Annotated in this window: 16 protein-coding genes; 7 read left to right on the top strand and 9 right to left on the bottom strand. The window is 42.6% G+C overall.

Features of this window, described 5'->3' with window-relative positions; translation table 11 throughout:
* The 9 genes from mraY to HWE15_RS11165 all read right to left on the bottom strand — a co-directional run bounded on the left by mraY (position 1) and on the right by HWE15_RS11165 (position 10,153).
* A complete protein-coding gene (gene mraY, locus HWE15_RS11205) occupies positions 1–1,212 on the bottom strand; it encodes a phospho-N-acetylmuramoyl-pentapeptide-transferase (protein ID WP_290507626.1) in 1,212 nt (403 codons plus the stop codon).
* 1 nt (position 1,213) lies between these two features.
* On the bottom strand, positions 1,214–2,677 hold the full coding sequence (locus HWE15_RS11200; protein ID WP_290507625.1) for a UDP-N-acetylmuramoyl-L-alanyl-D-glutamate--2,6-diaminopimelate ligase: 1,464 nt from the start codon (positions 2,675–2,677) through the stop codon (positions 1,214–1,216).
* Positions 2,678–4,783: a penicillin-binding protein gene (locus HWE15_RS11195; RefSeq protein WP_290507624.1), complete on the bottom strand. Its 2,106-nt coding sequence runs from the start codon at positions 4,781–4,783 to the stop codon at positions 2,678–2,680.
* Positions 4,780–5,166: an FtsL-like putative cell division protein gene (locus tag HWE15_RS11190; protein WP_290507623.1), complete on the bottom strand. Its 387-nt coding sequence runs from the start codon at positions 5,164–5,166 to the stop codon at positions 4,780–4,782. Before HWE15_RS11190 ends, HWE15_RS11195 begins: the two co-directional genes overlap by 4 nt.
* Positions 5,163–6,074, bottom strand: a complete 912-nt coding sequence (gene rsmH / locus HWE15_RS11185; protein ID WP_290507622.1) for a 16S rRNA (cytosine(1402)-N(4))-methyltransferase RsmH — start codon at positions 6,072–6,074, stop codon at positions 5,163–5,165. The genes HWE15_RS11190 and rsmH overlap by 4 nt, the downstream gene beginning before the upstream one ends.
* Positions 6,075–6,077: 3 nt before the next feature.
* Positions 6,078–6,512 (bottom strand): division/cell wall cluster transcriptional repressor MraZ, encoded by a 435-nt coding sequence (gene mraZ, locus HWE15_RS11180; RefSeq protein ID WP_290507621.1) that lies wholly within the window; start codon positions 6,510–6,512, stop codon positions 6,078–6,080.
* A gap of 360 nt (positions 6,513–6,872) precedes the next feature.
* Positions 6,873–8,867: a M56 family metallopeptidase gene (locus HWE15_RS11175; protein WP_290507620.1), complete on the bottom strand. Its 1,995-nt coding sequence runs from the start codon at positions 8,865–8,867 to the stop codon at positions 6,873–6,875.
* Positions 8,864–9,238: a BlaI/MecI/CopY family transcriptional regulator gene (locus HWE15_RS11170; protein ID WP_290507619.1), complete on the bottom strand. Its 375-nt coding sequence runs from the start codon at positions 9,236–9,238 to the stop codon at positions 8,864–8,866. Before HWE15_RS11170 ends, HWE15_RS11175 begins: the two co-directional genes overlap by 4 nt.
* Before the next feature lie 111 nt (positions 9,239–9,349).
* Positions 9,350–10,153, bottom strand: coding sequence for an SDR family oxidoreductase (locus HWE15_RS11165; protein WP_290507618.1), 804 nt, complete (start codon positions 10,151–10,153; stop codon positions 9,350–9,352).
* A gap of 165 nt (positions 10,154–10,318) precedes the next feature.
* On the opposite strand from HWE15_RS11165, the gene HWE15_RS11160 reads away from it, so the two are divergent.
* The 7 genes from HWE15_RS11160 (at position 10,319) to glpK (ending at position 18,432) form a co-directional block, all read left to right on the top strand.
* A complete protein-coding gene (locus HWE15_RS11160; protein WP_290507617.1) occupies positions 10,319–11,851 on the top strand; it encodes a S8 family peptidase in 1,533 nt (510 codons plus the stop codon).
* A 102-nt stretch (positions 11,852–11,953) separates the two neighbouring features.
* Entirely contained in the window at positions 11,954–12,721 is a 768-nt protein-coding gene (locus tag HWE15_RS11155) for an NRDE family protein (RefSeq protein WP_290507616.1), read from the top strand.
* Positions 12,722–12,726: 5 nt separating this feature from the next.
* On the top strand, positions 12,727–13,701 hold the full coding sequence (locus HWE15_RS11150) for a YpdA family putative bacillithiol disulfide reductase (RefSeq protein ID WP_290507615.1): 975 nt from the start codon (positions 12,727–12,729) through the stop codon (positions 13,699–13,701).
* A gap of 32 nt (positions 13,702–13,733) precedes the next feature.
* On the top strand, positions 13,734–14,468 hold the full coding sequence (locus tag HWE15_RS11145) for an RluA family pseudouridine synthase (protein WP_290507614.1): 735 nt from the start codon (positions 13,734–13,736) through the stop codon (positions 14,466–14,468).
* 210 nt (positions 14,469–14,678) lie between these two features.
* Positions 14,679–15,179 (top strand): histidine phosphatase family protein, encoded by a 501-nt coding sequence (locus HWE15_RS11140; RefSeq protein ID WP_290507613.1) that lies wholly within the window; start codon positions 14,679–14,681, stop codon positions 15,177–15,179.
* A gap of 145 nt (positions 15,180–15,324) precedes the next feature.
* Positions 15,325–16,890 (top strand): glycerol-3-phosphate dehydrogenase/oxidase, encoded by a 1,566-nt coding sequence (locus HWE15_RS11135; RefSeq protein WP_290507612.1) that lies wholly within the window; start codon positions 15,325–15,327, stop codon positions 16,888–16,890.
* A 42-nt stretch (positions 16,891–16,932) separates the two neighbouring features.
* Positions 16,933–18,432, top strand: a complete 1,500-nt coding sequence (gene glpK, locus HWE15_RS11130; protein ID WP_290507611.1) for a glycerol kinase GlpK — start codon at positions 16,933–16,935, stop codon at positions 18,430–18,432.
* The last annotated feature ends 1 nt before the right edge of the window (position 18,433 follow it).

The following is an 18,433-nucleotide window of genomic DNA, read 5'->3' as shown; positions in this document are numbered from 1 at the left end:
TTATCTCAATTTCAAGGTTGCTAGTGTGATGACTGCCAGTAAAATCCCCACAATCCAAAAGCGGGTGACGATTTTTGCTTCAGGTATATTTTTCTTTTGATAATGATGATGCAAAGGAGACATTAGGAAAATCCGACGTCCTTCCCCATATTTCTTTTTCGTGTATTTGAAGTAGCTGACTTGAAGAACCACACTGAGATTCTCGATCACGAAAATCCCACACATGATAGGGATCAAAAGTTCTTTTCGCAGGGTCAAAGCCATGACGGCTATCGCTCCACCCAACATCAAGGACCCTGTATCTCCCATAAAAACTTGAGCCGGATAGGCATTGTACCACAGAAATCCAATACAAGCCCCAATAAATGCGGATGCAAAAATCACCAACTCCCCAGAGTTAGGGATGTACATGATATTCAGGTATTGAGAGAAAATGGCATTCCCACTGAGATAGGCAAAAATGGCGATGGTCAGCCCTATAATAGCCGAGGTTCCAGCAGCAAGTCCATCGATTCCATCCGTGATATTTGCGCCATTCGATACAGCTGTGATAATAAAAATCACTACCAAAATGTAAAGGATTGGCGTGACGGATTCGCCTAAAAATCCTAATAATCGCTCATAATCCAGTTCATTGTTCTTTACAAAAGGAATGGTTGTTTTTAAGGCTTTGACATCCTGAAAAGCTGGAGTTTCAACAACCCCACTTTCTACGGAAACTGGTGTAGAAAATTCCCGAATAACCACATCCTCATGAAAATAGAGGGTAGCTCCTACAATCACACCGATACCGATCTGCCCTACAATTTTGAACCGGCCTTTAAGCCCTTCCTTATTCTTTTTGAATACTTTGATGTAATCATCTACAAAACCAATTCCTCCCAACCAGATCGTAGTCACCAAGAGAAGAATGATGTAAATATTATCTAAGTCACCAAAAAGAAGGGTTGGGATCACAATCGCAGCAAGGATCATCAAACCACCCATGGTTGGAGTTCCTTTTTTCTGAGCCTGACCTTCCAATCCTAAATCCCGTACGGTCTCACCAATTTGTCGATTCCGGATCCAGTTAATGATTTGATTTCCAAAAGTGATGGTGATAATGAGCGAAACCAATGCAGCCATGCCCGCACGGAAGGAAATATAGCGAAATACCCCTGCTCCCGGCACATCCCAAACTTGGTCCAAATATTCAAAAATCGGATATAGCATATCAGTTTTGACTCAATTGATCTAAAATTTCACTTACCACTTCGGCATCATCAAAATGATGCTTGACTCCCTGGATTTCCTGATAATCTTCATGCCCTTTCCCGGCAATCAGGATAATGTCTCCTTTTTGCGAAAGCATACAAGCTGTCCGGATAGCTTCTTTTCTATCTACAATTCGAAGCACCTTTCGAAGGTCAGAAGGACCTATTCCTTGTTGCATATCATCAAGAATCGCCTCAGGGTCTTCAAAACGGGGATTATCAGAGGTCAAAATGACCTTATCACTTTCCTTAACGGCTATTTTTGCCATAACAGGCCGCTTGGCCTTATCCCGATTTCCCCCACATCCCACAACTGTAATCAACTGTTCGCCACCGGTTCGTACACCATTAATGGTTTTAAGCACATTTTCCAAGGCATCAGGAGTGTGAGCGTAATCCACAATGGCTGTAATTCCAGCTCTTGAAATGCGATCAAACCGACCTTTAGCCCCCGGAATGGCAGATAAATGCTGCAAAACCTCTTCCTCATCTTCTCCCAAGAGCACCGCTGCTCCAAAAACAGCCAGTAAATTGTAGGCATTGAATGCACCTATAAGTCGAAACCAAACCTGCTTCCCATTGAGATCCAATTCGAGACCTTCAAGTGTATTTGAAATGATTTTTGCTTTGTAATCAGCTGCTGATTTCAACGCGTATGTTTGATGGGTAGCCATGCAATTTTGAAGCATAACCAAACCCCGCTTGTCGTCCCCATTCACCAGCGCAAAAGCATCTTTTGGCAATTCATCAAACAGCTTCTTCTTCGCTTTGATGTACTCATCAAAGGTTTTATGATAATCCAGATGGTCGTGACTGATATTGGTGAAAATGGCTCCTATTAATCGTAGACCCGCAATTCGCTCCTGTACAATCGCATGGGAGCTCGCCTCCATGAAGCAATGAGTACAACCTGCATCAACCATTTGTCGCAACAATGCTTGAATACTTACCGCATCTGGAGTGGTATGTGTTGACGGGATTATTTCTTCATTGATTTTATTCTCTACCGTTGATAGTAGCCCTGTGCTATAGCCCATGGCCATAAACAATTGATGCAACAAGGTTACCGTGGTGGTCTTTCCGTTGGTACCGGTTACTGCGACCACTTTGATTTGACGAGAAGGGTTATCAAAGTAATTGGACGCCATGATTCCTAGGGCTTTTGCAGAATCAAGTACCTGCACCCAAGTCACTTTCTCATCCAAGACTTCCGGCAATTTCTCGCAAACTACTACCCGAGCACCTTGCTCAATGGCTTTGGAAATAAAGTCATGTCCGTCCACCTGTGTTCCAATAATGGCAATAAAGGCAGATCCTTTTGATACCTTTCGGCTATCAAAAACCAAATCCTTCACCTTTACTTCCATATCTCCCTGAGTGGTGAGAAGGGATACCTTATATAATATGTCCTTTAAAACTTTCACTTATCCGAGCTCGAGATTGATCGTTGTATTGGGTTCTAATTTGCTTCCTGGAATAAGAGACTGACTCTTGACAAGGCCTTTCCCATGGTAATTGACTCTCATTCCTTTATTTTCTAGAATAAATAAAGCGTCTCTCAAGGGAAGACCAGACACATCTGGAACCGTACCTGGATCACTCTCATTTACCTTCCAGTCAATTTTATTTTCGTTTGCCACTACTTTCACCCATTCTTCAGGTTGGGTTGGAGTAGCTTTAATACCTAGCTTCTCAAAAATTTGATGGATCTCCTCGGCCTTTCCGGCACGCACATAAGGCAAGGCTGGAACTGGGCTTGCAGCAGCAATTCGAGCTTGGGAATTGGGATTCAACTCCAAGTCCAAAGCGTAGATTTTATCAGCGATTTCCTTAAATACAGGAGCAGAAACATCTCCTCCATAAGCTGCAAACCCGGTAGGACTATCAATCACAACTATCATGGAGTATTTAGGCCGGTCAGCTGGGAAGTACCCTGCGAAGCTGGTGTAATACTTCCGGGTATATTGTCCATTCACTAGTTTCTGAGCTGTACCTGTTTTCCCCGCAATCGGGTATTCTGCATTTGCAATATTTTTGGCAGTTCCTCTGACAACTACTCCCTCAAGCAATCCCTGTAACTGTTTGATCGTTTTCTCAGAAGCAATCTGCTTTCTGATAATTTCTGTTCCGTATTCTTTTTCAATGTTGTTGCCTTTTACAATGGCCTGGATCAAATAAGGCTTGACCATTTTTCCATCGTTGGCAACAGCATTGTAAAGGGCTAAGGTGTGGATAGGATTCAATTTGCTCTCATAGCCGATAGAAGTCCAAGGTAGGGTAGTTCCATACCAATCCTTTTCGCCAGGCTTCTTGAAATATGGCTTCCCTTCTCCCGCCAATTGGAACCCAAAAGCTTCATTCAATCCAACCTTTTCCAAATAGCCCATAAACTTGGAAGGGCTAGAACCAAAATGCTCATCTACCAATTTGGAGATTGCCACGTTGGAAGATTTTTCAAAAGCTTCCCGAATAGTGATTGTACCGTATCCTCCATTTTTCGCATCCCGCATTACCTGATTGTAGAATCGGTGAGCTCCATTTCCGGTCTCGATTTTTTCGTCAAGGGAAATTTTATTTTCCTCCAAAAGTGTAAGCATGGAAAATAACTTGAATGTAGAACCCGGCTCCGTATTTCCCTGATCACCGATGGCGAAGTTGTAATTCTCTCCATAGCCTCGACCACTTTTGTTCTTTTGCAAGTTGGCAATGGCTTTTATCTTACCCGTTTTGACTTCCATTACGATCACCGAACCGAAGGCTGCATCACGAGCTTCCAACTGTCGAAGCAAAGCAGTCTCTGCCACATCCTGAATGTTGACATCCAAAGTGGTGATTACGTCATATCCGTCTTCCGGCTTGATATCTTCGGCATCAAAAACAGGCTTCCAGCTTCCTCCAGCTAATCGCTGAAACAGGGCCTTTCCGTCTTTGCCTTTGAGGTAATCATTAAAGCTGTATTCAATACCGGCACCGTACTCAACCTCATTGATAAAACCAACGGTTCTACTAGCCAAAGAATTGAATGGGCGATACCGCTTTTCAACTTTTTCAAAAAGTACTCCTCCTCCCAGTCTGCCTTCCCGGAAGATCGGCCACTGAGACATTTTCTGCATGTCCTGATAGCCAATTTGTCTCCTATTCAACACGATGTACCGCTTTTTATCCAAGCGAGCATCAGTAATCATGCGCTTATACGCCTTGGCTGATTTGTCTTTATAATAACCGGAAAGCAACTGAGCCAAAGAGTCGATCCCTTCTTCAAATGTTGAATTTTTGGACATGGTAGGATCCAAAGCCACTCTATAAAAAGGCAAGCTAGTAGCTAAAAGACTACCATCACCCGCATAGATATTCCCCCTAGTAGCAGGAACCTCGCGATACTGAAAATTGATCGTTTGTGCTTTTTCTCGCCATTTATCCCCTTGCTCAAATTGGATTTTGGCAATACGAAGAGGAATCGCCGTGGTGACGAGCGCAATGAGGATAAAAACAACCCTCACTCGAAGCACTATGGAACGCTTAATATTCACTCTTCGATTTCTATTTTAACCGGTGGTTCTTTTAATTCAATAATTCCTTTATTCGCCACTTTTTTTGCCAATTCGGACTGCATGCTACTGAGCATGTACTCTGCCTCCAGCGTCGTGACATCAGCGCGGATATCCTCCACTTCCTGTTGTACTTTTTCAATTTTCCGGACCATATTCTCCGCCCGGTGATTACTCCAGATATAAATCAGAGCCAACAAAACCACAAAGCCAACCGGGGGAACCAATTGTACAGGAACTCCTTCCCCCAAAATTCTGGTCACATTGAGCTTTTCCTCCATCCAAGAGAAAATCGTCTTCCGGGTAGCCGTTGACTTGGCCCGATTCCCTGACTTCAATTTTTTCCTAAATGTGTTTTGACTCATTTCCCTAGTTTCTTTGCAATTCTCAACTTCGCACTTCTTGCCCGAGGGTTTGCTGCTATTTCTTCCGCATCTGCAGTGATGGCACCTCTACTGACAGGTTCCAAAGGACGAATGGGATTTCCGAAAAAATCTTTTTCCAGCTCGCCTTGAAATTTCCCTTTGGTAATGAGGTTTTTGACTAGTCGATCCTCCAAGCTATGGTAACTCATGACCACCAATCTCCCTTCAGGCTTCAAAAGCTCTACAGCACTAAGAAGGAATTCCTCCAAAGCACCCAACTCATCATTCACCTCGATTCGCAATGCCTGAAATACCTGCGCGAAATATTTAAACTCTCTCCCTTTTGGAGCATATTTTTTCAAAAAAGCCGTAAAGCCCTCTGTCGTTTCAAATGGCCTTTCCATTCGCTCAGATACAATCCCCTGAGCCAGGGTTTTGGCATTCTTTACCTCACCATACATTCCCAAAATCCGATGCAACTTGGATTCTTCATAGGTATTGAGCACGTCTTTCGCGCTTTTCCCTTGCATGGGATTCATTCGCATATCCAACTCCCCCTCAAAACGTGTAGAGAAGCCCCGTTTAGGCTCATCAATCTGATGGGATGAAATACCCAAGTCCGCCAAAATTCCATCCACTTGCCGAACGCCATAGAGTCGAAGAAACTTTTTGATATCCCGAAAATTGGCTGCAACAAAGGTGAATCGATCATCCGCAATTGCATTTGCCTCAGCATCAGGGTCTTGATCAAATCCATAAAGATGTCCGTGTTCCAGGTTCCGGAGAATTTCCCGGGAATGACCCCCTCCGCCAAAAGTCGCATCGACGTAGACCCCGTTAGGGTTAATAGCCAAGCCTTCAGTGCATTGGGCGAGCATCACTGGAATATGGTACACAGAAGCTGTCATAACTTAGGAGAGGTATTTTTCCATCAGTGCTGACAAGTCTGCAGGATCTGGAATAACATGTTTCGCATGATTATCAGGATTCCAGATTTCAATGCGAATTCCATTTCCGGCGACTACTACTTCTTTTTCTAAACCTGCATATGCCTGAAACTGCTTCGGGATTAACAATCGGCCAGCACTATCCAACTCCACATCCACGACCGAATTAAAAAATGCCCGTTGAAGTGCACGCTGTTCGGGATTATTGATATTGAGGGATTTGATCTGACCTTCCAACTTTTTGTACTCCACCATAGGATACAAAGCCAGACATCGATCTTCTGCCATTCGAAGCATCAAAGTAGACTCATTAGCCTCTGGTATCGATGCCTTTATCTTTGAAGGCAACGCCAGACGACCCTTTGGATCAAGCTTACAATCGTAATGGCTATTAAACATTTCCCCTTAGCGCTTTGGACAAGTTTCTCGTAAAAACAAAAGTAATAAAATGATTTTCACATTCTACCACTTTTCTCCACTTTTTCCCACTTTGACTTAAAAGTAGCTAAAAGTTTGAACCATGCCAATATTTTTGAAAAAAAATCAAGGAATTTTAATTGGTTATCAGCAGCTTAGAAGTTTAAAGCCTACTCGACAAAAAACGCCTTTTTTTGCTGATTTTGACGGATTTTCCAGAAGAGAGCTCGCTAAAAAATTTTATCCTCGGAAAAATTCGTGAAAAAAGTGGGAGAAATTCCCAAACATAAAAAAAGCAGTGACCAGGAGCCACTGCTTTTCATAAGGTATCAACACACAAATTTAATTGTCTTTTTCTGCTTCTTTTAGTTTTTGCATTTTCTCTTCCATTGATCGCTGAAACTCCTGAATTTTTGCTTCATTTTCCTTTCTCCATTCCTCCATTTTTCTCTGGAACTCCTCAATTTTAGGTGCTTGACTTTTTTCCCACTCTTTCAGTTTTTGCTGAAATTCCTCCATTTTTGGAGCTTGAGTTTCTTCCCATTGTTTTTGCCAAGCTTGCATTTCTTTTTCCCAAGCTTCTAACTTTGGAGCCATTTGTTTCTCCCACATTTTCAGCTGTTCCTCTCGCTCCTTTTCATTTTCTTTCCATCTTTTTTCAAACTCCTTAGCACGCTCTTCCATCTGCTTGGACCATTCTTTCGCACGCTCTTCATGCACCTTTCTTTGTTCTTCCCATTCCTTCATTTTCCGATCACGGTCTTTTTCCCAATTCTTCAATTCTTCCTTACTCATGTTAGCGGTATCGGAGAAAAAGAACATGCTTTGGTCAAAATCTTCAAAGTCAAATATCATCGGCTCTCCTGGCTCAAAGAAAACAGGAGCCTCTGCAAAAAATTCAAAATCAGATGGGAATGAAGGCATTTGAGGTATTTCGGGAACGGGAATCATCTCATCCAATTCCAGCTTTGGCATGGATTCAAAATCAAATTCCGGAGCAGGCATACCGCGCACCACAAAGACATTCTTTCCTTTCTTCACAATTGTGTCTCCATCCACGATCAAGGTGTCACCCTTGATCTCATAGTGGAATTTTTGATTCCCTGAGTTTTGACGAAATACATAGGTAGCACCATTTTCATTCGTCCAGGTTTGCTCACCATTTTCTGGATTAACAATTACTTTTTTCTCTTGATCGGTTGTATCCTGAACCAAAATCATCAATGGATCAACCTGTTGATTTTGAGAGATAAAACCCAATTCGGGGTTTTCAAGAGTGACTAAAGGATTAACCTCCATCTTTTCTGGAGAATCATGTTGACTGGCATTTGCCAGAATTCCTGCGGTAAGTAATAAAGTAAATAACATAGGTAGTGAAATAATAGGGTTTTGTGGATAGTTCTGTGCTGGAAAACCCAGCATGCGTTTAATTCTGTGAAGTGTTGGATTTCTCCGTTTAGAGGCAGCCAGCGCCAATTCAGGCACATGTTGGTGGGAATAGTTCAGTACTTCCGCAAGTGCTTTGGCTAAAGTTTGCGGCTCTATTCCGGTAGAAAGTGCCAAATCATCTGTTGCATTTTCCCGAAGTTCTTTGGCGGTCTGATTGATCCACCAAAAACATGGGTGGAAAAAGAAGACCACTTCTAGCATGGACTGTGCTAAATTAATGATGTAATCATTCCGCTTAATATGGGCTAATTCGTGGGCCAAAATCGCTTCTAGTTGGCCAGAAGAAAGCTGAAAAACCAATCCTGCTGGAATAAGAATTATAGGTTTAAGAATACCGAATGCCATGGGAGACATTCCTTCAGAAGAAATTTTTAAGGAAACTCTTCGGGAAATTTTCAATCGCTCAGTGATTCTTTGCAGGTACTCATTCAATCTTGGATCCGAAGAAGGAGTACTTCCTAAACGAAGGCTTCTAACTGCAGATAGATTATTGAAAAGGCGGAAGAGAAAAAGGACGGCGCCCAAAAACCATACATTCACAAGAAAAGGCAGCTGCGATTCAATCCAAATGACAATATTTCCCCAAGAACTCATTTGGTGGATCTCACGGTTTTGAAATTCGATAACAGCCCAAACCACACTGGGATTTTGGGATGCATCGCTAATTAAAACCCATTCGTAAATCAAAGTCCCAATCGAAACAAAAACTCCCAGGCTTAATGCCACCAAAGCAAGATTGTATTTGAATTGGGGAGATTTCTTGCAAAAAATCCGTAACCCTCCCCAAAGCAATCCTGCAACTAGGATCCATTGCCATACGGAATGCACCAAGGCCCATCCTATGGCCTGGAGCAATTGATTCGGAATCCAATCATTTAAAAGGTTCATGACTTTTTGTTTTCAAGTTGGTCTAAAAATTCTCGAATCTCATCCAACTCTTCTTTGCTAGGTTCTTCTTGACCGAGTGCCTGCATGACCAGTGACTTCGCTGACCCTCCAAAGGCTGAGTTCATCAGATTCTTTAACAAGGACTTTTGAGTCTCTCCTTGTTTAATCGCTGCCCGATAAATGTGAGTCCGACTTTTCTCATCCCGGGTTACCATTCCTTTCGCATGCATGATTTGCATAATTTTTAGCGTGGTAGTATATCCGGTTTCCTTTTTCTCTAATAGTCGCTCGTGAATCTGACGGACATTTGCTTCCTTCATTTCCCAAAGCAGGGAAAGTATTTCTAATTCTGCTTCTGTAGGTTTATTCATGGCACATTATACGATAGCTTTCGTACAAAGTTATACGAAAGGAATCGTAATATCCAAAAAAAGTACGATGGTATTCGTATTAAAATGTGTTAAATGAACAAAGTCAAGGGTTTACTTCAACCTTTTAATCGTCTCTTTCCCTTTCTTTTCAAGTCCTTTTCTAAAAATTTCAGCTACTCTTGGCCAGCTCCCGGCAATTTTTGCAAGTAGTCCCCGATGCTCGGGAATACAAACCAAGCGCTTCGGATTACTCATCAACTTGAGTAGTACACGGCTAATATCTTCGGGTTCAAGGATTTTTTTTGGTCCGCTGAAGGTCAAAACTGCTTCTTCCGGATAATCCAATTGGAGGTCAAGCATCGGAGTATTCACCAAATCTGGACAAACTACGGATACATGGACTCCCCATTTTTCCAACTCAGGAGCTACGGCAAGAGAAAAACCTCGAATGGCAAACTTGGAGGCAGTATATAAACTTAGCCCCGAAACGGGAGCTAAACCAGCTAGTGAAGAAATATTGATAATGTGACCAAAACCTTGAGCTTTCATGACGCGCCCAATCAAGGTTGTCCCAAGTATACTTCCTTTCGCATTTACATCAAGATGTAAATCAATGTCTGAGATTTCAAAGTCTTGCAGGAAGCCGGGCCGAATTACCCCGGCACTGTTAATCAAATGGGAAATCTGATAAGAAGATTCTTGAACGGATCCAATCACTGCTTCCCAAAACGCCTCTTGAGAAACATCCCCAACCTTGATTTTAACTTGATCAGAGGCTCGAAAATTCTTTTTTAGCAATTCCTCTCGTTTATCGATTAGAAGCAAAGATTCACCCTGTTCCTGAAGCACTTGTGCAAGATGGAGCCCTATTCCACTTCCAGCACCCGTGATGATCCTAATTTTTTTTATATCCATGATTTGATTCAAAATGCAAGTTTCAAAAGACAAAATACCATTTTATCAGTATAAAATTTTATTTTTATTCTGTAAAAATTATTAAAACAAAATTTTATTTACCATTTTTTATTTTTTTCAAAATTTATTCGCTATTTGTACACCTATTTAAAAACAAACATGACTATGTTCTCATCATTCAAATCATTTTTGAAACCTACTGGAGGGATCCTGCTAGGTTTGGTTTTGATCCTAGGTGCTTGTTCGGAAGTCGAACAAGAAGTCCAACTATCCGGATTAGAAGAAGCAGCACACATGGGTGAACCTGGATTTATTCCAGGAAAATACATTGTCGTACTGAATGATCAAACCGTACGGTTTAGAAGAACCGATGACTACGAATCTGTTCAGGCAGGGATGCGCGTTGTGGCAAATTCAATCGCTGCAAGACACAATATTCAGGAAGAGCGAATTGAACGAGTCTATGGAAATCTTCTTCCAGGGTTCTCTGCGGAGTTAACCCCAACCCAATTAGCAGATTTGGAAAAAGACCCCTCAGTTAGTTATATCGAGCCTGATGGCTATGTCTATACCACAGCAACTCAAACCAATGCTACTTGGGGCATTGATCGAATCGATCAAGCAACTCTTCCACTAAATGGAACCTACACCTACAATACAACTGGACAAGGTGTAACCGCTTACATCCTTGATACGGGTATCCGTACAGATCATGTAGAATTTGGAGGAAGAGCGCAACAAGGCTTTGACGCCTTCGGAGGAAATTCAGAAGATTGCCATGGTCATGGTACGCATGTAGCCGGGACTGTAGGCGGCACTATCTACGGAGTTGCAAAAAATGTTTCTTTAGTTGCGGTTCGTGTTTTGGATTGCAATGGTTCGGGCAGCTTTAGTGGAGTAATTGGAGGGATGGATTGGGTAGCATCCAACGCTTCCGGGCCATCTGTGGCTAATATGTCACTTGGAGGAGGAAGAAGCAATTCAATCAATGATGCTGTCAATAGAATGTATAATGCAGGTGTTGCAGTAATGGTAGCTGCAGGAAATAGCAATGCGAATGCCTGTAACTATTCTCCAGCTAGCGCGCCAAATGCTTACACAGTAGGATCAACCACTAGTAGTGACAGTCGATCTTCTTTCTCTAATTATGGGGATTGCGTAGATATTTTTGCTCCAGGATCTTCTATCCGATCAGCTTATTACACTAGCCAAACTGCTACTGCAACTATGAGCGGCACATCCATGGCTTCCCCTCATGCAGCAGGTGCGGCCGCACTTTATTTGGAATCCAATCCAAGCGCATCTGCTCAGGAGGTATATGATTACCTTTCAAGCACTTCCGAAAAATCAGTTGTGACCAATTCTCTTAGCGTAAACAATGACCTAATCTACACCTTGGGAACTCCGGGTGATGGAGGAGGTGATCCAGGCGATGGAGGAGGCGACCCAGGAGATCCAACAGGAATCGACCTAAGCGCCCAAGGATTTAAAGTTAAGGGTAGATGGGGTGCCAATCTTTCCTGGTCTGGGAATACAGGGGCAGTAGATATCTTCCGAGATGGTGAAATAATTGCTTCGGGAGTAACTGCATCAAGCTATACCGATCAAACTACCAATAAAGGTGGAGGAAGCATGACTTATAAAGTTTGCGAAGCAGGAACATCTATTTGTTCCAATGAGGTCACGGTGACTTTCTAATCATCCTTTTCCCAATTTTTTTAGACCGCTTTTAAGATAAAAGCGGTCTTTTTTTTGAACCTAGACTTCTGGTCTTGGGTTGAATTTCTAGACCAAAAAACTATGTGCCTCGTAGCCTTTTCTTGGAAACACCATTCGTATCTGCCACTGATCATTTCGGCAAATCGAGATGAATTCTTCGATCGCCCTACAGCTCCCCTTCACCAATGGGAGAGCGGGATACTTGCAGGAAAAGATCTTCGGAGTGGAGGAACTTGGATGGGTTTTCATCCGAATGGCCGTTGGTCTCTTTTGACCAATTACCGTGATTTCCGCAAGATGGGTCACGGAGAAATCTCGCGTGGCAAACTAGTCCAAGACTTTCTCGAAAATTCGATTTCCCCTGAGGATTACCTTCTTGAAATCCAAAAAGATCAGTATCGCTACGAAGGCTTCAACCTGCTGGTTTGTGACGGAAATTCCCTTTTTTACCTTAGCAATTATGGAAAAGGAATTCAAGAAATCGAACCGGGAATTTATGGATTAAGCAATGGGCTGATCAATGACCCCTGGCCAAAAGTAGAACTTGCCAAAAGGCAATTGGAAGAAACCTTGAGCGACAAAATCGATCATGGAAAACTTCTCCAAATTCTAAAATCCACGAAAACTTATCCTATCGAGAAACTCCCCGATACAGGAGCTCCCCAAAGCTTAGAAAAAGCACTCTCAGCTCAATTAATCCGAACGGATGGAAATTATGGCACACGGTCTTCCAGTGCCGTTATTCAAACCCAAGATGGCCGATTAAAAATCCAAGAACGAACCTTTGAATGGGATTATGCTAATTTTACAGATACAAATACGCTCATTGAACTCGAACCTAATCAATAACTTTTATGAATCATCTATATGACGTCATCATTGTAGGAGGAGGCCCTATTGGCTTGGCATGTGGGGTAGAAGCTCAAAAAAACGGATTGGATTACCTGATTTTGGAAAAAGGAGCTTTAACCAATTCGATTTACAACTACCCTGTAAACATGACTTTTTTCTCCACTTCTGACCGGTTGGAAATGGCAGGAATTCCTTTTATGTCCATTGGGAATAAACCTACGCGAACGGAAGCTTTAGAGTACTATAGAAGGATTTATTTCCACTTCAAGCTTAAAGTCAATCTTTACGAAGCGGTACAAACCCTCGAAAAAGTAGATGGGAATTTTAAAATCACCACCTCGAAAGGAGTTTACCATACTCGAAAAATTGTTTTGGCTACTGGATTCTATGATCTTCCAAACCTAATGAATGTTCCAGGTGAGGAATTGCCAAAAGTGATGCACTATTATAAGGAACCCTGGCCATTTGTAGCACAGAAAGTATTGGTAGTCGGAGGCGCAAATTCTGCCGTGGATGCGGCGTTGGAATGCTGGAGAAAAGGAGCGGAAGTCAGCATGGTTTTGCTGGGAGATGAAGTGGATGAAAATGTTAAATATTGGGTTCGCCCCGACATCATGAACCGTATCAAGGAAGGTTCTATCAAAGCATTCACCCGATCAAAAGTAAAAGAAATTCGACAGCATGAAGTAGTGATTTTCACTCCCGATGGAGAGGTCACATTTGAAAATGACTTCGTCCTAGCGATGACAGGTTACAAACCCAATTTTGCACTATTGGATCAGCTTGGGGTGGAATTATCACTTGATGAAAAACGTCAACCCTGCTACGATCAGGCCAATCAGGAATCCAATGTACCGGGAGTTTACTTGGCAGGAGTAGTCTGTGGTGGATTGAATACCCGGGAGTTTTTTATCGAGAACTCCATTGTGCATGCAGAGTCGATTATGAAGGACATCAAAGAAAAGCTTTCTAATTAAGCTCATTTTTATTGGCTACCTTTGCAGAATCTATGAAAAAGCAGCCTTTCAACGTCGTTTACGAAGACAATCATTTGCTTGTGGTCAATAAAGCCGCTGGAATTCTCGTCCAAGGTGACAAAACCGGTGACAAAACCTTGACTGACTATTGCAAGGATTACATTGCCAAAAAATACAACAAACCCGGTGCAGTCTTTTTACATCCCGTACATCGTTTGGATCGGCCAGTGAGTGGTTTGGTTGTTTTTGCTCGTACCAGCAAGGGCTTGGAACGTATGATGGAAGTATTCCGAAAGCGGGACATCCATAAAGTCTATTGGGCGATCGTCAAAAAGCGACCTCGGGAAGAAATGGGAAAACTGACCCATTGGCTGACCAAAGACGAACAAAAAAATATCGTCACAGCACATGACAGGGAGGTCACAGGTTCACAAAAGGCCGAACTGAACTACAAAACCCTTGGTAAACTCAATGATCATTGGCTACTCGAAGTGCGTCCCATTTCTGGTCGTCCTCATCAGATTCGGGTACAATTAGCGTCTATGGGCTGCCCGATACGGGGAGATTTGAAGTATGGTTTCCCAAAGCCTAATCCTGATGCGAGCATCAATCTGCATGCTTTCCAGTTAGTTTTTGTACATCCGATTAAAAAGGAAAAACTCTATTTGCGTGCTGCCTTGCCGGAAAATGAATTCTGGGAGCAGTTTTATGAGTTTGAAGCTGTAAAAGCAAAAGATCAGCATATTGATAATACCTTCTCCGGGTAAAAATCTCCCGCCAAGTTGGGCGATTGAAATACAGTAGAAATACTATGGAAATAAGCCCTCCTTCGTCGGGCGAAATATTTTGGTGAAGCCGTATCTCAGCCGAGGAACGAGGCTATATCTCGCCGAAGGCGTATTTCAACGAATGAAGTGAGTTATTTTTCGCCGAAGGCCTATTTCCACTATATTTCGCGAAGCATATTTCTAAAATTCATGAAAAACCTACTTCTTCTTTTCGCTTTCATTCTTCTACTAGCATCCTGCACAACCCAAAATTCTCCCAAAACCATCTATATCGTCCGACATGCTGAAAAGCAGTTGGTGGATAATCCTGATCCTGATTTGGCTCAAGTGGGGCAGGTTCGGGCAAAAAAGCTAGCTCAGATTCTTGAAGGTGAGGAGATCAAGCATATTTTCAGTTCGGATTATAAGCGAACCCGTCAGACAGCCCAACCAACAGCAGCGCAATTTGGCTTGAATATTCAATCCTACGATCCAAGAAATCAAGATGCGCTTGTGGAACAGTTACGAAGCTTGGAAGGAAACATCCTGGTTGTCGGTCATAGCAATACAGTTAGTCAATTGGCAAATTATTTTGTGGGTGACGGGGAAAAATTCGAAGATTTAGAAGAAATCGAATATGATTTTATCTATGAAGTGACTTTAGATAAAAATGGAAGTTCGGTTGTCAGAAAATTGTATAAGGATTATTAGAAAAAAGCCATCATATTATTTAGCAAATACCTAATGGTGTTTGGTTTAAGGAAATGATCATCCTCATTATCCGAGATTAATTTTGGTTTAGAATAATCTCCCTTTATTTTTTCCCTTCCGCCCAATTCAGCTATTTTTAATAGATATGAATAGGGAAGAAAACATTAGGCAAATCTCGGATTCATCCAGAACTTGGGATATTGCTGTAATAGGCGGAGGATCCTCAGGTTTAGGCGTGGCTCTTGACGCGATTTCGAGAGGGCTTTCCGTCATACTTTTAGAAAAGGCCGATTTTGCAAAAGGGACTTCCAGCCGAAGTACCAAATTGGTTCACGGAGGGGTACGTTATTTGGCTCAAGGTGATATCGGATTGGTATTGGAGGCCTTGAAGGAGCGAGGAAAACTTTTACAAAATGCTCCACATCTAACCTCCAATCAGCCATTTATTATTCCTATTTATTCCTGGTTTGACCGAATCCAATACAATACAGGCCTAAAGATTTACGATTGGATGGCTGGAAAACTGCGGATCGGAAAAAGCCACTTTATTTCAAAAGAAGAAACATTAGAGCGACTTCCAGGTATCAAGTCCACAGGTTTACTAGGAGGCGTGGTCTATTACGACGGTCAATTTGATGATGCACGTTTAGCTTTGGCAATTGCCATGACTGCTGATGATGCCGGTGCCTGTATTCTCAATTATGCTTCAGTTCGAAGTCTAATCAAGGACAAAAACGGAAAACTGACCGGCTTGAAAGTTCGGGATGAATTGGACAAGACGAACTATACATTAAAAGCAAAAATGATTGTCAATGCGACTGGAGTTTTTGCTGATAAAATCCTTCAAATGGACAATCCCGATGCTGCAAAAATGATACAGCCCAGTCAGGGGATTCATTTGGTGCTGGATTTGGATTTTTTGGGTGGAAAAGATGCTTTAATGATTCCAAAGACCAAGGATGGACGTATTCTTTTTGCAGTTCCTTGGCATGGGAAATTGGTCGTCGGGACCACAGACACCCTTCGGGAAAAAGCGAAATTGGAACCGCAAGCATTACAAAAAGAAATTGATTTTGTCCTCGAAACTGCTGCAGGATATCTCACAAAGGAACCAACCCGAGCCGATGTCAAGGCGGTGTTTGCCGGTTTACGACCTTTAGCACGGCCCAAGGAAGAAGGAGCTAAAACCAAGGAAATTTCCCGCTCCCACAAAGTGATCGTATCGGAAAGCAATCTCGTGACCCTCACAGGAGGGAAATGGACCACCTTCCGCAAAATGGGTGAAGACACAGTGAATCATTATCAGGAAATCACTAAAGAACTATTGGCTCCGAGTGAATCCTTTGAGATGAAACTACATGGATATACCTCGACACTGCCTGGTGGACACTGGACAGTCTATGGGTCAGACGCTGCCAAGATTCAAAAGTTGGCCGAAAATCGTCCGGAATTAGCCGAAAAAATCCATCCCGATTTCCCAAATATCTTGGCTGAAGTAGTTTGGTCAGTTCGGGAAGAGATGGCAGTAAAAGTGGAGGATATTCTTTCTCGAAGAATTCGGATGCTGATTTTGGACGCACAAGCAGCTTTAGATTCAGCGGAAAAAGTTGCAAAAATCATGGCCCAAGAACTGCAGAAGGACAATGATTGGATCGAACAGGAACTGGTTGATTTTCGAAAAGTAGGCGAAAAGTATTTAATTAAAGCCTAGATTTCGAACCACCTTTTTTCAAAAAAAAACAATAACCCAAAAATGACCCAAAGTAAACCCTATATCATGGCCTTGGACCAGGGCACAACGAGTTCAAGAGCCATCATTTTTAACAAGCAAGGGCAAATCATCTCTGTCGCCCAAAAAGAATTCAAGCAGCATTTTCCCAAGCAAGGTTGGGTGGAACATGATCCCGAAGAAATCTGGACTTCCCAATCCTCAGTCATGATCGAATCCTTGGTTAACAAGGGGATTTCAGTCGACGAAATAGCAGGAATCGGTATTACTAATCAGCGGGAAACCACCATCGTTTGGGACCGAAAAACAGGCAAACCGGTATTCAATGCGATCGTTTGGCAGGATCGAAGGACAGCTGCTTTTTGTAATGAACTGAAAGAAAAAGGACATGCAGAATTAGTCGTTTCCAAAACAGGCTTGATCATCGATGCTTATTTTTCGGCCACCAAAATCCGGTGGATTCTGGATCATGTGGAAGGAGCTAGGGAAAAAGCGGAAGCTGGGGAATTAGCCTTCGGAACCGTAGATTCTTGGTTGATTTGGAAACTCACCAAAGGCGAGAAACACCTCACTGATATCACCAATGCCAGTCGTACCATGCTGTTCAACATCCACACCGAGCAATGGGATGAGGAACTTTTAGACGTATTTGGAATCCCTAAGTCCATGTTACCCGAAGTGAGAAGTTGTTCGGAAGTATACTGTGAAACTGCCGGAGATGTTTTGCGAAGCAAAATCCCCATTGCCGGAATCGCAGGAGATCAACAGGCAGCTCTTTTTGGACAACTCTGTACCGAGCCCGGCATGGCCAAGACTACTTATGGAACAGGATGCTTTTTGGTGATGAATACAGGAAAAGAGGCCGTAAGATCCAAAAATCAACTGCTTACCACCGTAGCCTGGAAAATCGGCAATGAAACCAATTATGCATTAGAAGGATCTGTGTTTATCGGAGGAGCCGCTATTCAATGGCTTCGGGATGGTTTGGAATTATTCAAACATGCCAAAGAATCTGAAAAACTAGCTACAAGCCTAGATGATAATGAGGGCGTATATTTTGTACCTGCATTGGCCGGATTGGGCGCACCTCATTGGGACCAAAATGCCAGAGGCGCATTTTTTGGAATTACCCGAGGTACCACTACTGCTCATTTTACCCGTGCGGCATTGGAAGCAATTGCCTACCAAGTTTACGACGTCATCAAAGCAATGGAAAAGGATGCAGGAGAAAAAACAAAAGAGCTCCGAGTCGATGGAGGTGCTACTGCCAATAACTTCTTGATGCAATTTCAGTCTGACCTCTTGGATTGTGAAATCAAACGTCCACAAATCATCGAAACGACTGCCATAGGAGCAGCATTCCTAGCAGGCTTGGCTGTGGGATTTTGGAAAGATCAATCTGAAATTCAATCACTTTGGCAGGCAGACAAAAGCTTTCAACCTGAAATGGAAAAAGAAAAGCGAGAAAAATTATTGCATTTTTGGCACAAAGCAGTCGAAAGATCTAAAAACTGGGTAGAATAAC

Source organism: Algoriphagus sp., from assembly GCF_013373065.1.
Classification (GTDB): Bacteria; Bacteroidota; Bacteroidia; order Cytophagales; family Cyclobacteriaceae; genus Algoriphagus.
The sequence above is the reverse complement of the archived record's forward strand: the minus strand, read 5'-3'. Positions and strand labels throughout refer to the sequence as shown.

Bases quoted from the DNA above. Each gene is read 5' to 3' on its own strand.
- mraY (WP_290507626.1), bottom strand. From the start codon at position 1,212: ATGCTATATCCGATTTTTGAATATTTGGACCAAGTTTGGGATGTGCCG.
- HWE15_RS11190 (WP_290507623.1), bottom strand. From the start codon at position 5,166: ATGAGTCAAAACACATTTAGGAAAAAATTGAAGTCAGGGAATCGGGCC.
- rsmH (WP_290507622.1), bottom strand. From the start codon at position 6,074: ATGACAGCTTCTGTGTACCATATTCCAGTGATGCTCGCCCAATGCACT.
- mraZ (WP_290507621.1), bottom strand. From the start codon at position 6,512: ATGTTTAATAGCCATTACGATTGTAAGCTTGATCCAAAGGGTCGTCTG.
- HWE15_RS11175 (WP_290507620.1), bottom strand. From the start codon at position 8,867: ATGAACCTTTTAAATGATTGGATTCCGAATCAATTGCTCCAGGCCATA.
- HWE15_RS11170 (WP_290507619.1), bottom strand. From the start codon at position 9,238: ATGAATAAACCTACAGAAGCAGAATTAGAAATACTTTCCCTGCTTTGG.
- HWE15_RS11165 (WP_290507618.1), bottom strand. From the start codon at position 10,153: ATGGATATAAAAAAAATTAGGATCATCACGGGTGCTGGAAGTGGAATA.
- HWE15_RS11160 (WP_290507617.1), top strand. From the start codon at position 10,319: ATGTTCTCATCATTCAAATCATTTTTGAAACCTACTGGAGGGATCCTG.
- HWE15_RS11155 (WP_290507616.1), top strand. From the start codon at position 11,954: ATGTGCCTCGTAGCCTTTTCTTGGAAACACCATTCGTATCTGCCACTG.
- HWE15_RS11150 (WP_290507615.1), top strand. From the start codon at position 12,727: ATGAATCATCTATATGACGTCATCATTGTAGGAGGAGGCCCTATTGGC.
- HWE15_RS11145 (WP_290507614.1), top strand. From the start codon at position 13,734: ATGAAAAAGCAGCCTTTCAACGTCGTTTACGAAGACAATCATTTGCTT.
- HWE15_RS11140 (WP_290507613.1), top strand. From the start codon at position 14,679: ATGAAAAACCTACTTCTTCTTTTCGCTTTCATTCTTCTACTAGCATCC.
- HWE15_RS11135 (WP_290507612.1), top strand. From the start codon at position 15,325: ATGAATAGGGAAGAAAACATTAGGCAAATCTCGGATTCATCCAGAACT.
- glpK (WP_290507611.1), top strand. From the start codon at position 16,933: ATGACCCAAAGTAAACCCTATATCATGGCCTTGGACCAGGGCACAACG.